We start from the raw sequence: 20812 nt of genomic DNA, 5'->3' as shown, positions 1-20812 counted from the left end.
CACCCCCGCACACACCCCCAACACCCGCTCCACCACCACCGCCACCGCACCCACCACATGCTCACAATTGTCCAGAACCAACAACAACCGCCGCCGACGCAGAAACTCCACCAGGCGCGACAGCGGGTCGTCGGTGGTGAGTTCGGCGGCCCGCAGCTCCTCGGCCCCGGCCCCGCGCAGTACGGTCCGCCGGGCGCCGAGGGCGGAGAGGACGGCCTCGGGCACGTTCCGGGGGTCGTCGACGGGGGCGAGTTCGACCAGCCACACCCCGTCGGGGTACGCGTCGGCCGTCCGGGCGCCCGCCTCCTGGGAGAGCCGGGTCTTGCCCGCGCCGCCGGGCCCGATCAGGGTGACGAGACGGGAGCCGCCCAGATCGGCCCGGAGGGCGTCGATATCGTCCTCCCGGCCCACGAACGAGGTGAGCCGGGCCCGTAGATTCCCGGGCGGCGGGGCGGTGGAACTCCTCGCCGGGCCCCGGTCCCCGCCGGAGTCCGCCCCGTCGGCAGCCGCCGTACGGTCCGGTCCGGCACCGGTGTCCGCCGCCCGTCCGGGGGCGAGCAGTTCCTCGTAGAGTCCGCGCAGTTCGGGACCCGGTTCGGTGCCGAGCCGGTCGGCGAGCCGGACCCGGAACTCCTCGTACGCGGCCAGCGCCTCGGCGGGCCGCCCGGCCGCCCGCAGCGCCCGGACGTGGAGGGCGCGCAACGGCTCGTCCAGCGGCGCCCCGGCACCCGCGGCGACCAGTTCGGGCAGGCATTCCTCGGCCCGGCCGAGGGCGACCAGGGCGGCGAGCCGGTCCCGGACGGCGGTCCGGCGGCGGATGTCCGCGCGGGTGGCCTCGGCCCCGGCGTCGGGGAGGTCGGCGAGCGCCGGGCCCCGCCAGAGCGCCAGGGCCTCTTCGAGTACGGTCCCGGCCTTCGCCGGGTCGCCGTCGGCGAGCGCGCGGGCGCCCTCGCCGGTGAGCCGGGTGAAGCGGTGCAGGTCGACGTCGTCGGGGTCGGCGACGAGCCGGTAGCCGCCGCCGTCGGCCGCGGATACGACGGCCCCGGCGCCGATCGTCCGCCGCAGTCGGCCCACCAGCGCCTGGAGCGCGCCGGTCGGATCGGCGGGCGGCTCCCCGGCCCAGACCTCGGTGACCAGCGCCCCGACGGACACGGTCCGCCCGGCGCGAAGGGCGAGCGCGCCGAGCAGCGCGCGCAGCCGGACGCCGCCGAGCGGTACCGGCGTACCGTCGTCGAGATGGGCCTGGGTGGTGCCGAGCACGGAGTAACGCACCCGGCCATTCTCCCCGTACGCCCCCGGCGGCGGCGCGGGGCTCCGGAACCCGGGGCGTCGCCCGGTCGTTGCCCCCGCGCCGGGCGAGTACGTTCGGTCACCGCCCCGTCACGCGATCGTCATGGAATCGGAGCCGCGCCATGAGCAGTCCGTCCGCCCCGTCCGCCCCGTCCCGCCGGGTCAGCCCGGTCTTCCTCGGTATCGTCGCGGTCGGCGCCGTCGCGGGCTGGGCGGTCTGGACCGACGCGCTGCCCGTCGCCGGGTTCGCCGTCTTCGTCTTCGTGACGGCGGCCTGGGTGGTCTCCCTCTGCCTCCACGAGTACGCGCATGCCCGTACGGCACTGCACAGCGGCGACGCGTCCGTGGTGGACCGGGGCTATCTCTCCCTCAATCCGCTGGCCTATACCCATGCGCTGACCAGTGTGATCCTGCCGGTGCTCTTCGTCGTCCTGGGCGGCATCGGCCTGCCGGGCGGCGCGGTCTTCATCGAGCGGGGCCGGATCCGGGGCCGCTGGCGCCACAGTCTGATCTCGGCCGCGGGCCCGCTGACGAACGCGCTCTTCGCGGTGGTGTGTACGGCCCCGTTCTGGCTCGGCGGCATCGACGGGGTGCCGGTGCTGTTCCGGTTCGCCCTGGGATTCCTGGCGCTGCTCCAGGTCACGGCTGCGATTCTGAACTTCCTCCCGGTTCCGGGTCTGGACGGGTACGGCGTGATCGAGCCCTGGCTCTCGACCGCGGCCCGCCGCCGCGTCGCCCCCGTCGCGCCGTACGGGCTGCTGCTCGTCTTCGCCCTGCTGTTCTTCGTGCCCGAGGTGAACCGCGCCTTCTTCGACCTGGTCGACGCGGTCCTGCGGGGGCTGGGGGTGGGCGATCCGGAGACGGCGTGCGGCTATGACTTCTACCGGTTCTGGCAGTCGGAGTCCCCGGTCTGCGCGAGCCTGGTCTGAGCCGGGGCTACCTGCGCGGGAGATCGGGAAAGGGTCCGGCCCCCGGCGCCGGTGGGCGCGGGGGGCCGGAGTGCGGGCGTCGGGGCAGGGGGTCAGCCCAGCGCCTTCTTGGCGCCCCAGTCGGTGGTGATCACCGTGATCGGCGTACCGCCGAAGGCGGGCTTGTTCGGGTAGAACAGCACCTTGCCGCCGTTGGTGGTGCCGGTGACGGCCCAGATGTCGGGGATGCCGTCGCCGTTGACGTCCGGGGTACTGGTCATCAGCGGGATCGACGCCGGGCTCCAGCCGGTGCCGTACTCGGCATCGATACCGGTCGCGGAGTTGGCGGCGCTGGCGAGTGAGGTCAGCAGGGTGCCGCCGGTCGCCGGGTCGGCCTTGCCGTACCGCAGCAGCAGCCGGTTGGAGTCGAACGACCGGTAGACCAGGTCGACGGCGCCGTTCTTGTCGTGGTCGCCGACGGAGACGAGGTCCCGGTTGGTCCACGCGGTCGAGCTGAGCCGGACGGCGCTGTCGAAGGCGACCCCGGTATAGCCGGTGAAGACCCAGAGGGCGTCGCCGACGGTGGCGAAGACCTCGGGATGCTTGTCGTTGGTGATGTCGCCGACGGCCAGGATCTGGGTGATCGCCGAGGTGGCGGGGGCGCCCGCGGGCATCTGCACCTCGACCCGCTCGGAGATGTCGACGCTGCCGTAGCCGTCGCCCCGGTAGACGTAGAGCTTGCCGTCGGGCATCCGGGCGACCAGGTCCTGGATGCCGTCACCGCCGACGAAGTCACCGTTGTGGGTGATCAGCGCCGGGTTGTTCCCGGTATCGTCGACCCAGTGGTAGCCGTAGTCCGGCTTGCCGTCCTCGTCCTCGTCCAGCTCGATCAGCCGGCCGTCGTCATGGGCGGCCTTGAGGGAGGTGTGCAGATCACCGGTCTTCTCGGCGGGGTAGAGCCGCAGATCGCCGGTGGCGTCGATGACATAGAGGTCGGCGACGCCGTCACCGGTGACATCGCCGGGGGTGTCGTCCTTCTGGCTGGGCGTGACGTAGTGCAGGTACTTGGTCGGGGTGACCGACCGGTTGCCCGCGGAGTCCGCGGACTTCACATAGAGGATGTTCGGCCCGGCGTTGGGCGGGTTCAGATCGATCCCCGCCGCGCCCTGGGCGACGGTGGCGGTGCGCTCCTCGACATAGGACTCGCGGTTGAAGGACCAGTAGAACTTGGTGGTCCCGTCATTGGCGGCGGCGGGCTTGATGGTGAACTTGCCCTTGGTGCCGAACGGCTTCTCGCTCCACTTGGTGCCGTTGCCGTCGTCCTCGGGGAAGTCGGCCGAGACCACGTCGGGCGAGCTGGGCGCGGTGGAGTCGTAGACGAAGCCGCAGCTGACGGTGCCGGGCGGGGCGTAGGTGGAGGAGACGTCCTCGCGGTCGGTGGCCTTCACATGCCAGTAGTAGGTCCGGCCGTTGACGAGTTTCGACTTGTCGAGGGTGAAGCTGGCCTTGCCGGAGGTGGGGCGGACACTGGTCTCGACATAGACCTTGGTACTGCCGTTGAGGTACCAGACCTGGAACGTCAGGGACGCGAGATCGCCGTCGGGGTCGGAGCTGCCGGCCGCGAAGACCAGGTTGCCCAGGCCGTACTGGGTGTACGGACTGACGGTGTCGCATGCTTTGGTGTTGACCGTGAGCCCGGTGGGCTCCTTGGGCGGCCGGGTGTACGTCACGTCGAGCCGGGGCGCCGACTGCCCCTCGGCGGCGAACTTCTTCCAGGAGTTCGCCGAGGCACTGGACTTGGACTCGTCCACGGCGTTCATCCGGATGGTGATCTTCGTTTCGCCCGCCTTGGCGAGGACGTTGTTCGCCACCGACTTGGCGTCGAAGGTGACATTGGCGTCGGGGCAGGACGAGTTCCAGCCGTGGGCGAAGGACTTGGTGCCGATATGGCCCTTGGAGGGCGGCTGCTTGGCCCAGGTGGTGGCGGAGGAGATGTCCTCGGTCTGGTAGACGGCCATCGCCGACGGGCTGCACGACCAGGAGTAGGTCTCCCGGAAGGTGAAGTTCGCCTTGGAGATCGTGGCGCCCTTGATGCTGCTCTTCCAGGTCAGCCGGTAGTACGAGCGGGAGAGGCCGCCGGTGGTGGACTCGAAGCCGACCCGGCCCTCGGTGGTGCCCGAGTTGAAGTTCGCGCCGTCCCAGAAGCTGGTGTCCCGGTACCGCTCGTAGGCGGTGGTCCAGGCCGCGGTCTTGCCGTACAGCGGCGGGTCGATGAAGACCGGGTAGACCGTGTCCTTCCCGGTCAGCAGCTCCTTGTCGGGTGTGATGGAGAGCACCGCGGAGCCGGTGCCACCGCCGGTGAGGGTGGCGTCCGCGGGGGCGCGCCGGGTCCCGATCTGCGGGCCGAGCAGCCCGGTCAGCCCGAAGGTGCCCTCGGTCTTCGCGCTCTTGTCGAGCGGGGGTTCGCCCTGGGTGACGGCGGGCTTGCCGCTGGAGTCCCACATGAAGGGGCTCGGGGAGCCGCCGACCTCGGCGCCCGCGCCGTCCCGGACGGTGAGGACGTCATTGGTCTCGTCGAGGGAGAACGTCAGCCCGGGGGAGCCGAGACCGTACGAGATCTTCGCCAGCGCCGGGTCGGCCGCGGCCTCCGCGGTGTGCACGATCAGGACGTGGGTGAAGCCCGTGTCCCGGGCGGTCAGCAGGAGGTCGACGTCCTTCAGGACGTTCCGGTAGAGCGCGGCGGCGCCGTCGATCTCGGGCTCCGGCAGCGGGCCGGGCCAGCCGACGGTCAACTCCTTGCCCTCGGCGGTGAAGGTGGCCAGATCGGTGTACTCGACCCGGTCGGCCGGGCGGGCGGGGCTCGTCAGCGGCGGCCGGACATAGCCCCGGCTGCCGCGCTCCTCCCCGGCCGCGGCACCGGACACGGCCTTGCCCTTGCCCTTGCCGGAGTGGAAGACGACCGGGTTGACGGTGGCCTTCGGGCGCCAGCCGCCCTCGGTCCGCTCCAAGTCGGTGTCGATGGACTTCCACTCGCCGTCGACCCGGGCCCGGATCGGGGCCGAGTGGGCCGAGAGCCGGAACTTCCCGTCCGGCAGGGCGACCGTGGTCGAGGTCTCGTCCCGCAGGGCGAGCACCTCCACCGGCTTCCCGGTGCGGAGCGCCTTCTCCCGGGCCGCCTCCTCGGTCAGCGGCTCACCGCCGGTACGGGCCCGGTCGGCCTGGGCGGGCGGCTTCGCGGCCGAGGGCTCCGGCCCGTCGCCGCCGTCGGGCATCAGCAGTGTGACACCGAGGGCGGCGGCCACGAGGGCGGCCACCCCCGCCGTGGTGCGCCGGGGCAGTCCCCGGATGAGACGTGGACGTTCCACGGTGCTGGAATCCCCTCCCCTGGACGGTGACCGGTCCCACCGCGGACACGGTGGTCCGGGGCCGATCGCCGTGATCGTTCTCCGCTTCCGCTCCCGGGTCATGGGCAGCACAAGGCCCTGACCAGCAGAGAGCGCGAGTCAGCATGGCGGATGGGAGCCGTTCGCGCACTGGTTGTGATCATCACGCGGTGATGCCTTAAGGAATTTCTCAGCCGGAATCCGGAACCACCGGCGGCCGTCGGGCGTTCTTCCTGTCCGGACCGGACCCCCGGCACGATCGGGCATTCAGCACCAAAGCGGGCGGACGGTCGGGCCATTGCTGGTGGCTGATCATCAAAGGCCCGGATGGCTGGATTCGGCGGCCAATGCGGCCCTCTGCACCCACTCCGCGCGAGTTGTCCCCTCTCCCCCAACCAGCGGTGCCCTACACCCGGTTTTCGATGACTCATGTCACACAGTGTGTGGATCCGGTGATTGACGGGTGATCATCCGCTGACTGAGGATGCGGCGGATACAGACATGTCAGGGACGGGTCAGGCTGCTTCGCGCTGCCCGGAAACTGATGCCGGATGGTTGGGGAGGGCTACGGCCGCCGTGGGGAAAACACTGTCGTGGAGTGGCCGGGGGAGACTCCCGGACACCAGGGCCGAGAGGAACCGCCGTCTGCGCCTGCGCGCGGGCGTGATCACGGTGCTCTCACTGGCTCTGACCGTGAGTCTGGTACCGGGGGCGAGCGCGCTGCCCCCGCCGGTGGACCGGTCGGGGGTGAAACTGACCGAGGTCCCGAAGCCGAAGCCCGTACCGGGTGTGGACGGCGGAACCCTGGAACGGCTGACGACCGCCGACATCCCGACCGAGCCCGAGTACGAGCCGAAGAAGACGGCCGCTCCGGCCTCCGTACCGCCCGCGGCCCGGACCCTGACGGCGCTGACACCCGGCCAGACGGTGCCGATCGGCACCACACCGCTGGAGATCGGCGCGCCCAAGGAGGCGACGCCCGCCGAGGCGGCGGCGCTGGAGGGCAGCTGGCAGGTCGCGCTGACCGACCAGGCCCAGACCGAGGCGCGGAACATCGAGGGCTTCGCCTTCACCGTCACGCCCCCCGCGACCGCCACCGGCAATGCCGTGGTGGCGCTGGACTACACCGAGTTCGCCGAGCTGTACGGCGCCAACTGGGCGGACCGGCTCAATCTCCTCCAGTTCCCCAGCTGCTTCCTGACCACCCCGGACGTCGAGGCGTGTTCGGAGCCGGTCGAGGTCGACACCCGGAACGTCGTCACGCCGAAGACCGGTGACGCCTCCGGTGACCACGTCCTGGACGGCGAGCGGCAGCTGGAGGCGACGCTGAACGTCGCCACCCTGACCGACCCCGCCGCGCCCCCGGCGCCGGCCGCCCGGTCGCTGGCCGGAAAGGCCGCCGCGCCGATGTCGGCGTCCGTCGCCGCGGCCGCGGGCTCCTCCGTGCTGGTGGCCACCTCCAGCGGCAGCGGCGCCAAGGGCGACTTCTCCGCGACCCCGATCCCCAGCGCCGGCTCCTGGTCGGCGGGGAACGGCGCCGGAGCGTTCACGTACAGCTATGCGATGCAGGCGCCCTCGGTGCCCGCGGGCCCGTCCCCCGCCCTGGGCTTCGGCTACAACTCCCAGACGGTCGACGGAGCCACCTCGGCGACGAACAACCAGCCGTCGTGGATCGGTGACGGCTGGGACTACAACCCGGGTGCCATCACCCGGACGTACCGTTCCTGCCGGGACGACATGAAGGACGGCAACAACAAGAAGAAGACCGCCGACCTCTGCTGGGGCTCGTACAACGCGGTCCTCAGCCTGGGCGGTTCGACCACCGAGCTGGTCCTGGACGACTCCCACACGGCGCCCGGCGCCGCGGGACCGTACTCGGACAAGTGGGTCACGGCCAACGGCGACGGCTCCAAGGTCGAGCTGATCAAGCGGTCCGGCACGGACGCCCGTTCCGAGGGCCAGGACTACTGGAAGGTCACCACCCGCGACGGTACGCAGTACTGGTTCGGGCGGCACAAGCTGCCCAACTGGACGGAGGGCAAGGAGACCACCAACTCGGTCCTGACCGTGCCCGTCTCCGGCAACCAGGACAAGGAACCCTGCTACAACGCGACCTACGCCAACTCCTTCTGCTACCAGGCATGGCGCTGGAACCTCGACTACGTCGTCGACGTCCACGGCAACGCCATGTCCCTGTGGTGGAAGAAGGAGGAGAACCACTACGCGCGGAACTTCAAGTTCAAGGCGCCGGTCGACTACGACCGCGGCGGCTATCTGACCCGGATCGACTACGGCCAGCAGGAGAAGTCCCTCTTCACCGCCGACCCGGTCGCCCGGGTGAACTTCTCGGTCGAGGAGCGCTGCTACGTCGAGGACGGCCTGCAGTGCACCGACGCCAACTTCACCTCGGGCGACTGGGCGAAGAACCGGATCTGGTACGACACCCCGGCCGACCTGTACTGCTCCGGCGCCAAGGGCAAGGAGTGCTACGTCCCGGTCCCCAGCTTCTGGTCGCGCAAGCGCCTCGCCGCGGTCACCACGTACGCCCAGCGCGTCCAGGGCTCCACGGCCCTGTCCAAGGTGGACAACTGGAAGCTGGTGCAGTCCCTGCCGCACGAGAAGACCGACGAGGGCACGGCGCTCTGGCTGAACTCCGTCACCCGCACCGGCTACGGCGTGGGCGACGACACCGGCGTCAAGCTCAACCCGGTCACCTTCGTCGCGAACACCAGGTCCATGCCCAACCGGGTGAAGGAGATCGTCCAGGAGGGCCCGGACAAGGGGAAGAAGGACACCAATCCGATCTTCGACCGGCTGCGGCTGAGCCGGGTCGTCAACGAGTACGGCGGCGAGACGATCGTCACCTACCGGGATCCGTCCGGCGCCTGTCTCTCCGGTGAGGGCTTCCCGAAGCCCGAGGAGAACAAGGGCCTCTGCTTCCCGGCGTACTGGCATCCGGACCCGGACAAGGCCGACGAGTCCATCGACTGGTTCAACAAGTACGTCGTCGCCAAGATCGAGGAACTGCCCAACGTCGACGGCGTCGACCCGACGACCACGACGTACGAGTACGACGAGACCGACCCGGTCAAGCGTAAGGGCACGGCCTGGGCGCTGAACCAGGCCGAGTTCTCCAAGAAGAAGACCCGGACCTACGACCAGTGGCGCGGCTATGAGCTGGTCCGCACGGTCAGCGGCGCCGACTCCGCCCACCCGTACACGGGCTCCGAGCGGTCCATGACGGCGACCCGCTACTTCCGCGGCATGGACGGCGACAAGCTCCCGGGGGCCGGGAACCCGGTCCGCAACGTCTCGGTGCTGGACAGCAAGGGCGTCAAGATCGCCGACGATCTGCTGCCCTATCAGGGCCGGGTCGCCGAGACGATGACGTACACCAAGTACGGCGGCACCCTGATCAGCCGCGACGTCGACTACCCGAAGCTCAGGACCCTCGCCTCCCGGGCCCGCGGCGACGGCATCCCGGACCTCAAGGCGTACCGGGTTCTGGAGGACCGCAGCGTCACGGTGACCGCGGCGTCCGGTACCCGTAAGGACAACGACCCGGCCACCGTGGACGACGACCGCCGCGAGCGGACCGTGGAGACCACCACCTCCTACGAGGGCACCTACGATCTGCCCGTCCAGGTCGAGTCCAAGGGCGACGACGGCCGCACCGGCGACGAGACGTGCTCCCGGATGGAGTACGTCCACAACACCGGCAAGCACCTGATCGGCCTCTCCAAGCAGGCCCTGACCACCACCGGTCTCTGCCCGGCGGCCGGTACCGAGCCGCCCGCCTCGGCGTGGATCTCCGGCTCCCGCGTCACCTACGACAATCTGGCCTACGGCGCCGCGCCCACCGCGGGCCTGGCCACCACGACCTGGACCGTCAACAAGGACGGCGGCAGCTGGGACAAGGACTCCGAGGTCGGCTACGACGACCTGGCGCGCCCGGTCCGTACCGTCGACGCCGCAGGAAACCCCAGTACCACCGAGTACATCCCGCCGGCCGGCCAGGTCCACTCGGTGAAGACCACCAACGCCAAGCTGCACTCCTCCATCAGCGTGATCGAGCCCGGCCGGGCGACGGCGCTGAAGGAGACCGACCCCAACGGCCGGACGACCACCTTCGAGTACGACGGTCTGGGCCGGACGGTCAAGGCATGGGGCCCGACGCATACGGCGGGCCGCCCGGGTGCGATCTTCACCTACTACGCCGAGCCGGGTGACCCGGTGTCGGTCCGGTCCGAGTTCCTCAAGGAGGATCGGGGCACCGAGTACGTCAGCTCCTACGCCTTCTACGACGGTCTCGGCCGTGAGCGGCAGAAGCAGGAGCCTGCGGTCGGCAAGGGCCGGCTGATCACTGACGTCTTCTACGGTCCGAACGGCACCATCAGCCGGACCAACAACGCGTACTTCGTCGGGGACGAACCGCAGCCGGTGATGTACCAGCCGGCCGACGCCTCCGACACCAAGATCCCCAACGCCACCCTCTACAAGTACGACGGCCTCGGCCGGATCCTCCAGGAGACGCCGTACGAGGCGGGGACCGAGAAGCCGGAGAAGGCGAACCGCTCGGAGTTCGGCGAGGACTACTCGGTCGCGATCGAGCCGAACGGGGCGGCGTCCCAGCGCTCGTACAGTGACGCGCTCGGCCGGACGGTCCGGATCGACACCTTCACCGACCCGGCACGGACCGCGTTCCGTTCGACGAACTTCTCCTACGACGCCCGCGGCGACCTGATCAACGCCCGGGACCCCAAGGGCAACACCTGGTCCTGGACCTATGACGTCCGGGGGCGGCTGAAGACCGCCACCGATCCGGACGCCGGTACCAGCAGTACCGAGTACGACCTCGCCAACCGGCCCGTACTCAGTACGGACGGCCGTGGAGTGAAGGTCTGGACGAAGTACGACGAACTGTCCCGCGCCGTCGAACAGCGGCTCAACGACGACAAGGGCGATCTCCTCCGGACCAGCACGTACGACACCGTCGCCGGAGCGGTCGGCCTGCCCGCCAGCGTCACCCGCTACACGGACAAGCTCCCCTACGTCAGTCAGATCACCGGCTACACGGCCGACTACCAGCCGACCGGCAAGAAGCTGACCCTGCCGGACACCGTGGCGACCGCCCACGGACTGCAGCAGACGTACTCCTACAGCTTCGAGTACACCCAGGACGGGCAGCTGAAGCAGACCATGCTTCCGGCGGCCGGCTCCCTGGCCGCCGAGAAGATCATCACGCGGTACAACGCGGACGGTCTGCCGGTCTCCACCTCCGGCAAGGAGTGGTACACCACCGACACCGAGTACAGCGTCTACGGACAGGTCGTCCGGACGGTCAGTGGCGCCAACCCGAGCCGGGTGTGGACGACCAATGTCTTCAACGAGAGCACCGGCGCGCTGGAGGAGTCCATCGTCGACCGCCAGTCGACGAGCGACACCACGGCGGTGACCGGGAACCGGGTCAACTCCCGGACCTATCAGTACGACAACGCCGGCAACATCACCTCGATCGCGGACCGCTGGAACGCGGTCACCGACCGGCAGTGCTTCACCTACGACTCCATCGGTCAGATGACCGAGGCGTGGACGGCCCCGAGCACCTGCCAGGCGCCCGGAAAGCCCGGCGCGGCGCCCGCGTACCCGGACGGGACGAAGAACGTCACGGCCGCGAACTCCGGCTACTGGCAGACGTACACCTACGACGAGCTGGGCCAGCGCACCAAGCTGGTGAAGCACGACGCGGCGGGTGACGCCACCAAGGACTCGACCACCACCTACACCTACGGCAAGGCGGACGGCTCCCAGCCGCACACCCTGACCGGGACGTCCACCACCTTCAAGACGGAGGCGGGGGCCCAGGTCACCAAGCCCTCGGTCCGTACCTACGACAAGTCCGGGAACATGGAGTCCCGGACCGACGGCGGGGTCGGCCAGGCGCTGACCTGGACCTGGGACGGCAAGGTCGAGAAGGTCACAGGCTTCGGCGAGGGCTCCGGCGCCTGGACCGGCTCCACCGGCAAGTGCCTCGACCTCGCGGGCGGTCTGACCATCGCCGGGACCGCCATCCAGCAGTACGTCTGCAACGGCAGCAAGGCCCAGAAGCTCCGGATCGACGCGACCGTCGCCGACCCGACCGTGGGCGCGCTGAAGGTCGTCGGCAAGTGTGTGGTCCCCGGCTCCGACGGGATCGCCGCGGTGATCGCCGACTGCACCGGCACCGCGGCCCAGCACTGGACCTCGGTGGCCGAGGGCAAGAAGCTCAAGCACGTCGACTCCAATAAGTGCCTGACCGCACCGAACGACACCAGCGGCACCGATCTCCAGTTGACGGCCTGCGCCGCCGCCGGGGCCGCGAACCAGGAGTGGAAGCCGTCCGACGAGACCCGCTACGTCTACGGTCCCGACGGGGAGCGGCTGCTCGCGATCACCGCGAGTGAGACCACTCTCTTCCTCGGGGACACCACCGTCGCCACCAGCCGTGGTCTGCCCTCCTACACCGAGCGCTACTACGGTCAGCCGGGCGCGCCCACGGTCATGCGGCACGTCCTGGGCAACGGCGGCAGTGGCGAGGTGTCGGTACAGATCGCCGACAGCAATGGCACGGCGAGCATCAATGTGGCGCTCACCGCGGGCAACGCGGTGAAGTTCGCCCGGAAGGACCCGTTCGGCGTCGACCGCCACGAGAGCCCGAGCTGGCGCTCGCACAAGGGTTACGTCGGCGGGGACGAGGACTCCTCGACCGGGCTGGTCCATCTGGGGGCCCGCGAGTACGAACCGGCCACCGGCCGCTTCATCTCCGTGGACCCGCTCCTGGACATCGCCGACCCGGTCCAGTCCAACGGCTACACCTACAGCGAGAACAGCCCGGTCACCTTCGCGGACCCGACCGGTCTCGTCTCCGCGGCCCAGGGCGGCGGCGGTGGTGGCGGCGGCTACAACGGCGACCAGTACGGCGGCCCCTCCAAGGGCGAGCTGGCCTGGGCGCAGCAGGAGCAGAACCGCTCCATGGCCAGTGTCATCGCGGACGCGGGCTGGTCGCTGCTCAAGGGCCTCATCGGCTACGACGACATGGTGGCCTGCTTCTCCCGGGGCGACCTGTGGGCCTGCGGCAGCATGATCCTGGACGCGATCCCGTGGACGAAGGTCTTCACCGCGGGCAAGCGAGTCTGGAACGCCGTCAGCAAGATCGCCGGAGCCATCTCGGCCTGGCGGGCGGCACAGGAGAAGGCCCGCAACATCATCGCCATGGCCCGAAAGGCCCAGGAGGCCGCGAGAAAGGCGGCCGAGGCGAAGAAGAAGGCGGCTGAGAAGGCCGCCCAGCTGAAGAAGAAGAGAGCCGAACAAGCCAAGCTTCGAGCTGCGAAGAAGGAGGCGCAGAAGACCGGAAACGCCGTCCAGAAGGCGAAGAAGGTCGCCGCCAAGAAGGCCGAGAAACCGATCAGCAGGGCGCGCCAGCAGGCCAAGAAGGACGACGCGCCCAGTAAGAGCGGCAAGAGCGGCAACCGGAGCGGAAGCACCCGCGACGAGTCCTCCGGGAGTTCCGGTGGAAGCTGCAAGAACCCCAACAACAGCTTCGTCCCCGGCACCCTCGTGCTGATGGCCGACGGCAGCACCAAGCCGATCGAGGAAGTCCGGAACGGTGACAAGGTCGTCGCCACGGACCCCGAGACCGGTGAGACGGCGATCGAGACCGTCACCGCCGAGATCAAGGGCGAGGGCGAGAAGAAGCTCGTCCAGGTCACCATCGACACCGACGGGGCCGAGGGCTCGGCCACGGCGGTCGTCACCGCCACGGACGGCCACCCGTTCTGGGTGCCGGAGCTGCGGGAGTGGATCGACGCCACCGACCTGGCGGCGGGCGACTGGCTGCGCACCGGGGCCGGCACGCTGGTCCAGATCACGGCGGTCGAACGCCGGACGGCCCAGGCCACGGTCCACAACCTGACCGTCAGCGATCTGCACACGTACTACGTGCTGGCGGAAGCCACTCCGGTACTCGTCCACAACTGCGGACCCGAGGCCAAGGCGGCAGCTCAATCGGCGCCCGAGGGCGCCACGATGAGCGCGGCGGCCCGGTTCCGGGATACCGGTATGGTCTCCACCGGCTACTCCGGCCACCGGAACGGCCCGTCCTACTTCGAACCCGAGATCGATGAAGCTCTCGGGGACGGCGGGCAGATCGCAGGCCGCGGAGCCGACAACTGTGCCGAGATCCGGGCTTGCAACAATCTGATCGCCGAGCACGGGGCCGAGTTCGAGGAACAAGTCGGACGCTCGCTACAGTTGAGCGATATCGAGTTCCTCACCGTTCGCACCGCCACGGGCGCTCCGGAAGCGGCGTGTCTGTCCTGCCAGAGTGTGCTGGTCCGACGAGGAGCGACAGACTTGTCGAGGTGAGAAGGATGCGCGATTCCGAGCTGGCGGAATTCCTCAGCTCATTCGGCTGGAAGTCGGCCGGGACGCGCCGGGATTCGGATGCCCTCGTGGCAGGTCTGGAGCATGCCGGCTTCGCCTGCCACGAGAAGGCCCGGAGTTTCTTGGGCGAATACCTCGGTCTGAGGGTCGACCATCTCCCGGCCCTCGTTATCAACGGAGAGAGGAAAACGAGTTGGACGCACTTCGATCCGTCCGCCGTATGCACTACCCGTGACGCTGATGTGGCTCGCCGGTGTGCAGAGGTGGCGGGCACGGCTCTGTGCCCCATCGGAGTGGACAGCTTCCATCTGACCGTGTACTCGGGAACCGACGGAATTTTCTATGCGGGGTTTGATTCATCGGTCTATCGATATGGGGAGGACCGGAACGCGATGTTCTCGATGATGAAGGCCGGTATCCGACCCACCTCCTTGGGTGACTGGATGGCCTGAGCGCCCTGGCCCTGAGGAAACCGACCCCGTCTCCACCACTCGGTAGCGGTCCGCCGATCCTTCGGCGGACCGCTACCGCTGTCTATCCCGCCGATCGTTGTCGAGGAGAAGAGACCGATGAAAGCGCTGAGAACACTGCCCGCCCTGGCCGCCTGCCTGCTCGGGCTCACCGCCTGCTCCGGATCGGACGGCGGGGGCGACTCCAACACCGGGCAGATCGATACCGGGCCCACCTCCGGGCCCGTGTCGAAGGAGGCGTTGGGGAAGGCCGTCGTCGGGGCCGTGCCCGGGTACAAGGTGGCCGCCGCGAGTGGCGTCGGCGGGAAGGACGTGCGGGTCGCGGAGGACGACGAAGGCTGTCTGCCCGTCGCGCACGCGCTCGCCGGGGTCGCGCTCGGGAAGCCGGAGTCGGTGTCCGGGCGGCGGTTGAGCGGGGACGGGGTGGAGACCGCCGTGACGCTGGGGCTGTACGACCGGGACGGCGGGCCCGCCGTGATGGACGGGCTGGCCGAGGCGTTGAAGAAGTGCGCGGGCGGGTTCGATGTCACCGTCGCCGGGGCCGGGCAGCGGGTGGCGAAGGTGGTCGCGGAGGTCGCGCCGCAGGGGGCCGAGCAGGCCATGGCGTTCGGGGCCGAGGTGACCCGGGAGGGGAAGACCGTGCCGGTGAAGGTGGTGGTGTTCCGCAAGGGGTACACCGTCGGTCAGCTCAGCGCGACCGCCGCCAAGACCGGCACGAAGGACTTCGTCTTCCCGGTGAAGGTGTTCGAGGCGCAGATCGTCCGGCTGGCGTGATCCGCCGCCAGGCCGTCACCAGCGCTCCGGCGGCGGGGACGTCAGATGGTCCACCAGCCGGGCGACCCGGTCGCGGAAGGTGCGGCGGCCCCGGACCGGCAGCGGATGGCCGTTCTCCCCCGCCGCCGCGCTCACCAGGTGCTGGACCGTGTCGAGGTCGATTCCGTCCGTGCCCGGGGCGACCGTGAGGGATTCATGGGCGAGGGACAGGACGTCCCGGTCGCCCGTGTCGAGGGTGAAGAGGGTGACCCCGGCGCGGCGGGCGGCTTCGAGGTCGGTGAGGAGGGCGTCGCCGGGGCGGTCGGGGGCGACCAGGAGCAGGGTCTCGCCGCGCCGGGCCCGGTGGAGCCGGGCGGGGCCGACGGCGAGATGGGGCGGGTCCCCGGGGCGGGCGCGGTGGCGGATCAGGGTGGGGGCGAGTTCGGTCCGGCCCGACCAGGCGGCCTCGTCGACGAGATGGGCGGCGAGGTGCCACGGCTCGTACTCCTCGGTGCCGAGGAGCAGGAGCCCTTCGCCGCGCGGGGAGACCGAGCCCCGGAGCGCGCTCGCGAACCGCCGGGCCGCGCCCGGCCACTCGGTCCCCGCCAGTACCTCGCGCAGCAGCGCCACCCGTACAGCGTCCATGGGGCCGCATCCTGTCCCGGGGCGCGGACCGGGGGTGGCGCTATCACCACGCCTCACCCGTACGAGGGTGCTACCTGCGAGTAGGGTCGGCGCATGACTTCCACTGACAGCACTGCCAAGCCCGCTCCCAAGGACCCCTGGGAGCTGCCCGATGTGTCGGGGCTCGTGGTCGGGGTCCTCGGTGGCACCGGTGACCAGGGGCGGGGGCTGGCCTACCGGTTCGCCCTGGCCGGGCAGAAGGTGATCATCGGTTCGCGGGCCGCCGAGCGGGCCGAATCGGCGGCGGCCGAGCTGGGGCTCGGGGTCGAGGGCGCCGACAACGCCGAGTGCGCCCGGCGCAGCGATGTGGTGATCGTGGCCGTGCCGTGGGACGGACACGCCGCGACGCTGGAGTCGCTCCGCGCGGAGCTGGCCGGGAAGCTGGTGATCGACTGCGTCAATCCGCTGGGCTTCGACAAGAAGGGCGCGTACGCGCTGAAGCCGGCCGAGGGCAGCGCCGCCGAGCAGGCCGCCGCGCTGCTGCCGGATTCGCGGGTGACGGCGGCGTTCCACCATCTCTCCGCCGTTCTCCTTCAGGACGCGTCGGTCGAGGAGATCGATACCGATGTGATGGTGCTGGGCGAGTCGCGGGCCGATACGGATGTCGTCCAGGCGCTGACGGCGCGGATTCCGGGGATGCGCGGGGTCTTCGCGGGCCGGCTGCGCAACGCGCATCAGGTGGAGTCGCTGGTGGCGAATCTGATCTCGGTGAACCGGCGGTACAAGGCGCACGCGGGGCTGCGGGTCACCGACGTGTAAGACGTGCGAGCGGTGTGCGGGGCGGGCCGTGCCCCGGGCCGTCGCCCCGCTCGGCGGCCCGGCGCCGCCCGGACCCGCCGTACGGGACCGGGCGGGGCATGGGGGACACTGGACCGTACGCCACGTCCGCGCGTCCGCGCGTCCGCGCGGCTGTGTCCGACTGTTCGACTGTTCGACCGTCCGATCAGGAGCCCTCCCCCATGCCCCGCCTCGCCGTCTACACGCTCGCCGCCTGTCTGCTCGCCGTGGTCGCCGCTGTGGTCTCGTTCGTCCAGGGCATGTGGATCGGCGTCGTCTGGGTGCTGCTGGCCGGTCTTTCGTCCAATATGACCTGGTACTACATCAAGCGGGGCAAGGCCGAGCGCGCCACCGGCTGAGCCGACCCGCCCGTCACCGGCCGCCCTGAGCCGACCGGTGCAGACCCGGGCCGGGGGCAGGAAAACCGGTTGCCCGGGCCACCGGATCCGGCGGACGATGACGCGTTGTGTCCTCCAAGCTCTCCGCGATACTCCCCGATCTCGCGCCCTGGCGCTCCTCCCGTGACTTCCGGCTGCTCTGGCTCCAGGGGCTGATCACCTACTTCGGCAGCTTCATGGCGATGATCGCCCTGCCGTTGCAGATCAAGGACCTCACCGAGTCCCCGCTGGCGGTGGGCGCGATGGGCGCGGTCGAGCTGGTGCCGCTGATCGTGTTCGGGCTCTACGGCGGCGCGCTGGCGGACGCCATGGACCGCCGGAAGCTGATTCTGTGGACGGAGGCCGGGCTCGGGCTGCTGGCGCTGATCCTGCTGGTCAACGCGGTACTGCCGGAGCCGATGCTGTGGCCGCTGTATGTGGTGGCCGCCGGGGTATCGGCGCTGGCCGGGCTTCAGCGCCCGGCGATCGACTCGCTGATCGCCCGGATCGTGCCGCACGACCAGCAGACCGCGGCGGCGGCGCTCAACGCGCTGCGCTGGCAGGCCGGGGCGATCGTCGGGCCGTCGGTGGCCGGTGTGGTGGTGGCGTACGCGGGCCATCCGGCGGCGTACGCCGTCACGGTGCTCACCTTCACGGTCTCCGTACTGCTCTGTCTGCGGCTCGCGCCCGCGCCGCCCGCCCGTGAGGCGGAGAAGCCCTCCCTGAAGGGCATCGCGGAGGGCGCGCGATATGCCTGGTCACGGCCGGTACTGCTGGGGACGTACGCGGTCGATCTGGCGGCCATGGTGCTGTCGGCGCCGATGGCCCTGCTGCCGTTCCTCGCGGACGAGCTGGAGGCCGAGTGGTCGCTGGGGCTGATGTTCGCGGCGATGGGTCTCGGTTCGGTCGTCCTCAGTCTGACCAGCGGCTGGACGGCCCGGGTCAAGCGGCACGGCCTGCTGGTGATCTTCGGCGCCGCGGGCTGGGGGGTGGGCATCGTGGGCGCGGGCCTGGTGGGGAACGTCTGGCTGGTCCTGGTCTGTCTGGCGGTGGCGGGCGCGGCGGACATGCTCAGCGGGCTGGCCCGCTCGACGATCTGGAACCAGACGATCCCGGACGGGCTGCGCGGCCGGCTGGCGGGTATCGAGGTGCTCTCGTACAGCGTCGGCCCCCAGCTGGGCCAGGTCAGGGCGGGCGCCCACGCGGGCTGGACCGGTACCCGCCCGGCGATCTGGGCGGGCGGCGTGGCCTGTGTGGTCTTCGTCGGCGCGCTGGCCGCGGCCCTGCCGAAGCTGGTCAAGTACGACGCCTCGACGGACGAGGACGCCCTGCGCCGCCGCGCCGAGAAGGAGTCGGCGGACGCGACGGGCCCGGTGGACCCGGCGCCCGCCGCCCGCCCGGTGGACGGAAGCCCGCTGCCGACGACGCAGCCTTAGGGCGGTCGGCCCGGCCGGGCCCGTACACCGTACGGATCATGCCGCCGGGGGACTACTGGCACGGACACCGGGCGGGCCCTACGCCCCCGGAGCCGTCACCGGCCCCCGGGTCCGTCGTCCGCTCCCCCGTCGGCGGGCTTGTCGTGCCAGCGGGGGTCCGTCTCCCACTCCTCGTTCCGTTCGCGGGCCGTCTCCATGGCGGCGGCGGCCTCCTTCGGGGTGGCGTACGGGCCGAAGCGGTCCTTGGCCGGGCATTCGGGGCCCTCCTCGACCTTCTGGTGCTTCAGGCAGTAGAACCATTCGCCGGGCTTGCCGGTGGGTGCCTTCTTGAAGAGGGCCATCGCCGCTCCTTCCCCCTCGTGGATCGTCTCTCGTGGGTCCTGCCGGGCCGGGCGGCCGGGTCCGGCCGCTCGCGACCATGCTGCCCCACCCCCGCTGGTTAGACTCGTTGACATGTCTGGCCAGTCGCTGCTCGCGCCCGGGGTGCTCTCCCCCGCCCGTTCCGTTCCCGCCGCCGTCAAGCGCCCCGAGTACGTCGGGAAACCCGCGCCCACCCCTTATACGGGGCCCGAGGTGCAGGACCCGGAGACCGTCGAGCGGATGCGGGTCGCCGGGCGGCTCGCCGCCCGGGCGATGGAGGAGGCGGCCCGGCACATCGCGCCGGGGGTGACCACGGACGAGCTGGACCGGGTGGCGCACGAGTACCTCTGCGACCACGGCGCCTATCCGTCGACCCTGGGCTACCGGGGCTTCCCCAAGTCGCTCTGCGCCTCCGTGAACGAGGTGATCTGCCACGGGATCCCCGACTCGACCGTACTGAACGACGGCGACATCGTGAACCTCGACGTCACCGCGTTCATCGGCGGGGTGCACGGCGACAACAACGCCACCTATCTCTGCGGCGCGGTGGACGAGGAGTCCCGGCTGCTGGTGGAGCGGACCCGGGAGTCCCTGAACCGGGCGATCAAGGCCGTGAAGCCGGGGCGGCAGATCAATGTGATCGGCCGGGTCATCGAGTCGTACGCCAAGCGGTTCGGCTACGGCGTGGTGCGGGACTTCACCGGTCACGGGATCAACACCTCCTTCCACTCCGGACTGATCGTGCCCCACTACGACGCCCCGCACGCGACGACGGTGATCCAGCCGGGGATGACCTTCACCATCGAGCCGATGCTGACGCTGGGTACCCACGAGTACGACATGTGGGAGGACGGCTGGACCGTGGTGACGAAGGACCGGAAGCGGACCGCCCAGTTCGAGCACACGCTGGTCGTCACGGAGACCGGGGCGGAGATCCTGACGCTGCCCTGAGCCGTCGGGGGCGGGCCGTCTCCCGGGAGTCCTTTCCCGACAACGCGTCGGGAAGGTGTTGACTTAGGTAAGCCTAAGTAGAGAGAATCGAACCGGCAACAGGCATACCCGGCCGTCGGTGTTCGTCGGTGTTCGTCGGTGTTCATCGGCGTGTTCGTCGGTCGTGTTCCGTTCGCGTCTTTTGCCGTGCTCCTTCCCCTCGCCTCCCGGAGGACCGCCTTGGACGTCATCGCAGCCACCACCGGCACGCCCTTCTCCCACCTCCTCCGCACCACGACCCACGACAAGCACGACGAGGCCAACGCCTCGCCGTTCATCGGCCATCTGCTCGCGGGCAGGCTCGGGATAGCCGCCTACGCCCGCTACACCGAGCAGCTCTGGTTCGTCTACCGGGCGCTGGAGGAGGCGGGCGAGGCCCTCAGGGACGACCCGGTCGCGGGCCCCTTCGTCCGGGACGAGCTGCTGCGTACGGTCGAACTGGAGCGCGACCTGACCTTCCTCCTCGGCGACGGCTGGCGGTCCGGGGTCACCCCCCTGCCCGCCACGGCGGCCTATGTCGCCCGGGTCGAGGAGTGCGCCAGGACCTGGCCCGCCGGGTTCGTCGCCCATCACTACACCCGCTATCTCGGCGATCTCTCGGGCGGCCAGGTCATCCGCGACCAGGCGGAGAAGACCTGGGGCTTCAGCCGCAAGGGCGACGGCGTCCGGTTCTACGTCTTCGAGGAGATCTCCAACCCGGCCGCGTTCAAGCGGATGTACCGGGAGCTGCTGGACACGGTGAACGCGGACGATCTGGAGAAGCAGCGGATCGTGGAGGAGTGCCGCCGGGCGTTCGACTTCAACAGCGCCGTCTTCTGGGAGCTGAACGAGGCGTATCCGCTGAGCGCCTGAGCGGATACGCGCGAAACGGCCGGAGGGCCGGGGATCCATCGCGGCCGCCCTCTCCGTCCTCACCTGCGCCGCCACGACCTTCGCGTTCCTCCAGCGGTCCGCCGCCATCGC

Annotated in this window: 13 protein-coding genes; 9 read left to right on the top strand and 4 right to left on the bottom strand. The window is 70.4% G+C overall.

The annotated features are described in order from the left end of the window. The coding region (locus ABZ714_RS33385; protein WP_358829125.1) for a BTAD domain-containing putative transcriptional regulator at positions 1-1272 on the bottom strand (1272 nt) is incomplete at its 3' end. A gap of 140 nt (positions 1273-1412) precedes the next feature. Between ABZ714_RS33385 and ABZ714_RS33380 the strand changes: the two genes are divergently transcribed. Next, entirely contained in the window at positions 1413-2219 is an 807-nt protein-coding gene (locus ABZ714_RS33380) for a site-2 protease family protein (RefSeq protein WP_358829124.1), read from the top strand. A 92-nt stretch (positions 2220-2311) separates the two neighbouring features. On the opposite strand, the gene ABZ714_RS33375 is transcribed toward ABZ714_RS33380, so the two are convergent. Next, positions 2312-5563 (bottom strand): VCBS repeat-containing protein, encoded by a 3252-nt coding sequence (locus ABZ714_RS33375; RefSeq protein WP_358829123.1) that lies wholly within the window; start codon positions 5561-5563, stop codon positions 2312-2314. A gap of 711 nt (positions 5564-6274) precedes the next feature. On the opposite strand from ABZ714_RS33375, the gene ABZ714_RS33370 reads away from it, so the two are divergent. The 3 genes from ABZ714_RS33370 (at position 6275) to ABZ714_RS33360 (ending at position 15246) form a co-directional block, all read left to right on the top strand. Then, entirely contained in the window at positions 6275-13984 is a 7710-nt protein-coding gene (locus ABZ714_RS33370) for a polymorphic toxin-type HINT domain-containing protein (protein WP_358829122.1), read from the top strand. A gap of 5 nt (positions 13985-13989) precedes the next feature. Continuing rightward, a complete protein-coding gene (locus ABZ714_RS33365) occupies positions 13990-14454 on the top strand; it encodes an SUKH-3 domain-containing protein (protein ID WP_358829121.1) in 465 nt (154 codons plus the stop codon). A gap of 117 nt (positions 14455-14571) precedes the next feature. After that, positions 14572-15246, top strand: coding sequence for a hypothetical protein (locus ABZ714_RS33360; protein WP_358829120.1), 675 nt, complete (start codon positions 14572-14574; stop codon positions 15244-15246). A gap of 15 nt (positions 15247-15261) precedes the next feature. Here ABZ714_RS33360 and ABZ714_RS33355 read toward each other — a convergent pair whose 3' ends face one another. Continuing rightward, a complete protein-coding gene (locus ABZ714_RS33355; RefSeq protein ID WP_358829119.1) occupies positions 15262-15870 on the bottom strand; it encodes a hypothetical protein in 609 nt (202 codons plus the stop codon). A 93-nt stretch (positions 15871-15963) separates the two neighbouring features. On the opposite strand from ABZ714_RS33355, the gene npdG reads away from it, so the two are divergent. The 3 genes from npdG to ABZ714_RS33340 all read left to right on the top strand — a co-directional run bounded on the left by npdG (position 15964) and on the right by ABZ714_RS33340 (position 18499). Then, positions 15964-16668 (top strand): NADPH-dependent F420 reductase, encoded by a 705-nt coding sequence (npdG, locus tag ABZ714_RS33350; protein WP_358829118.1) that lies wholly within the window; start codon positions 15964-15966, stop codon positions 16666-16668. A 200-nt stretch (positions 16669-16868) separates the two neighbouring features. After that, complete coding sequence (locus tag ABZ714_RS33345; protein ID WP_358829117.1) at positions 16869-17045, top strand: hypothetical protein; 177 nt, start codon at positions 16869-16871, stop codon at positions 17043-17045. Positions 17046-17152: 107 nt separating this feature from the next. After that, a complete protein-coding gene (locus tag ABZ714_RS33340) occupies positions 17153-18499 on the top strand; it encodes an MFS transporter (RefSeq protein WP_358829116.1) in 1347 nt (448 codons plus the stop codon). Positions 18500-18594: 95 nt separating this feature from the next. On the opposite strand, the gene ABZ714_RS33335 is transcribed toward ABZ714_RS33340, so the two are convergent. Continuing rightward, positions 18595-18840: a hypothetical protein gene (locus tag ABZ714_RS33335; RefSeq protein ID WP_358829115.1), complete on the bottom strand. Its 246-nt coding sequence runs from the start codon at positions 18838-18840 to the stop codon at positions 18595-18597. A 112-nt stretch (positions 18841-18952) separates the two neighbouring features. Here ABZ714_RS33335 and map point away from each other — a divergent pair, with 112 nt between their 5' ends. Both map and ABZ714_RS33325 read left to right on the top strand, forming a co-directional pair. Continuing rightward, positions 18953-19810, top strand: a complete 858-nt coding sequence (gene map / locus ABZ714_RS33330) for a type I methionyl aminopeptidase (protein WP_358829114.1) — start codon at positions 18953-18955, stop codon at positions 19808-19810. Between the two features lie 219 nt (positions 19811-20029). Then, positions 20030-20701 (top strand): biliverdin-producing heme oxygenase, encoded by a 672-nt coding sequence (locus tag ABZ714_RS33325; protein WP_358829113.1) that lies wholly within the window; start codon positions 20030-20032, stop codon positions 20699-20701. Positions 20702-20812 lie beyond the last annotated feature (111 nt).

Source organism: Streptomyces sp. NPDC006798 (assembly GCF_040635975.1).
GTDB lineage: Bacteria > Actinomycetota > Actinomycetes > Streptomycetales > Streptomycetaceae > Streptomyces.
This window is presented reverse-complemented; position numbering and strand designations above follow the sequence as displayed.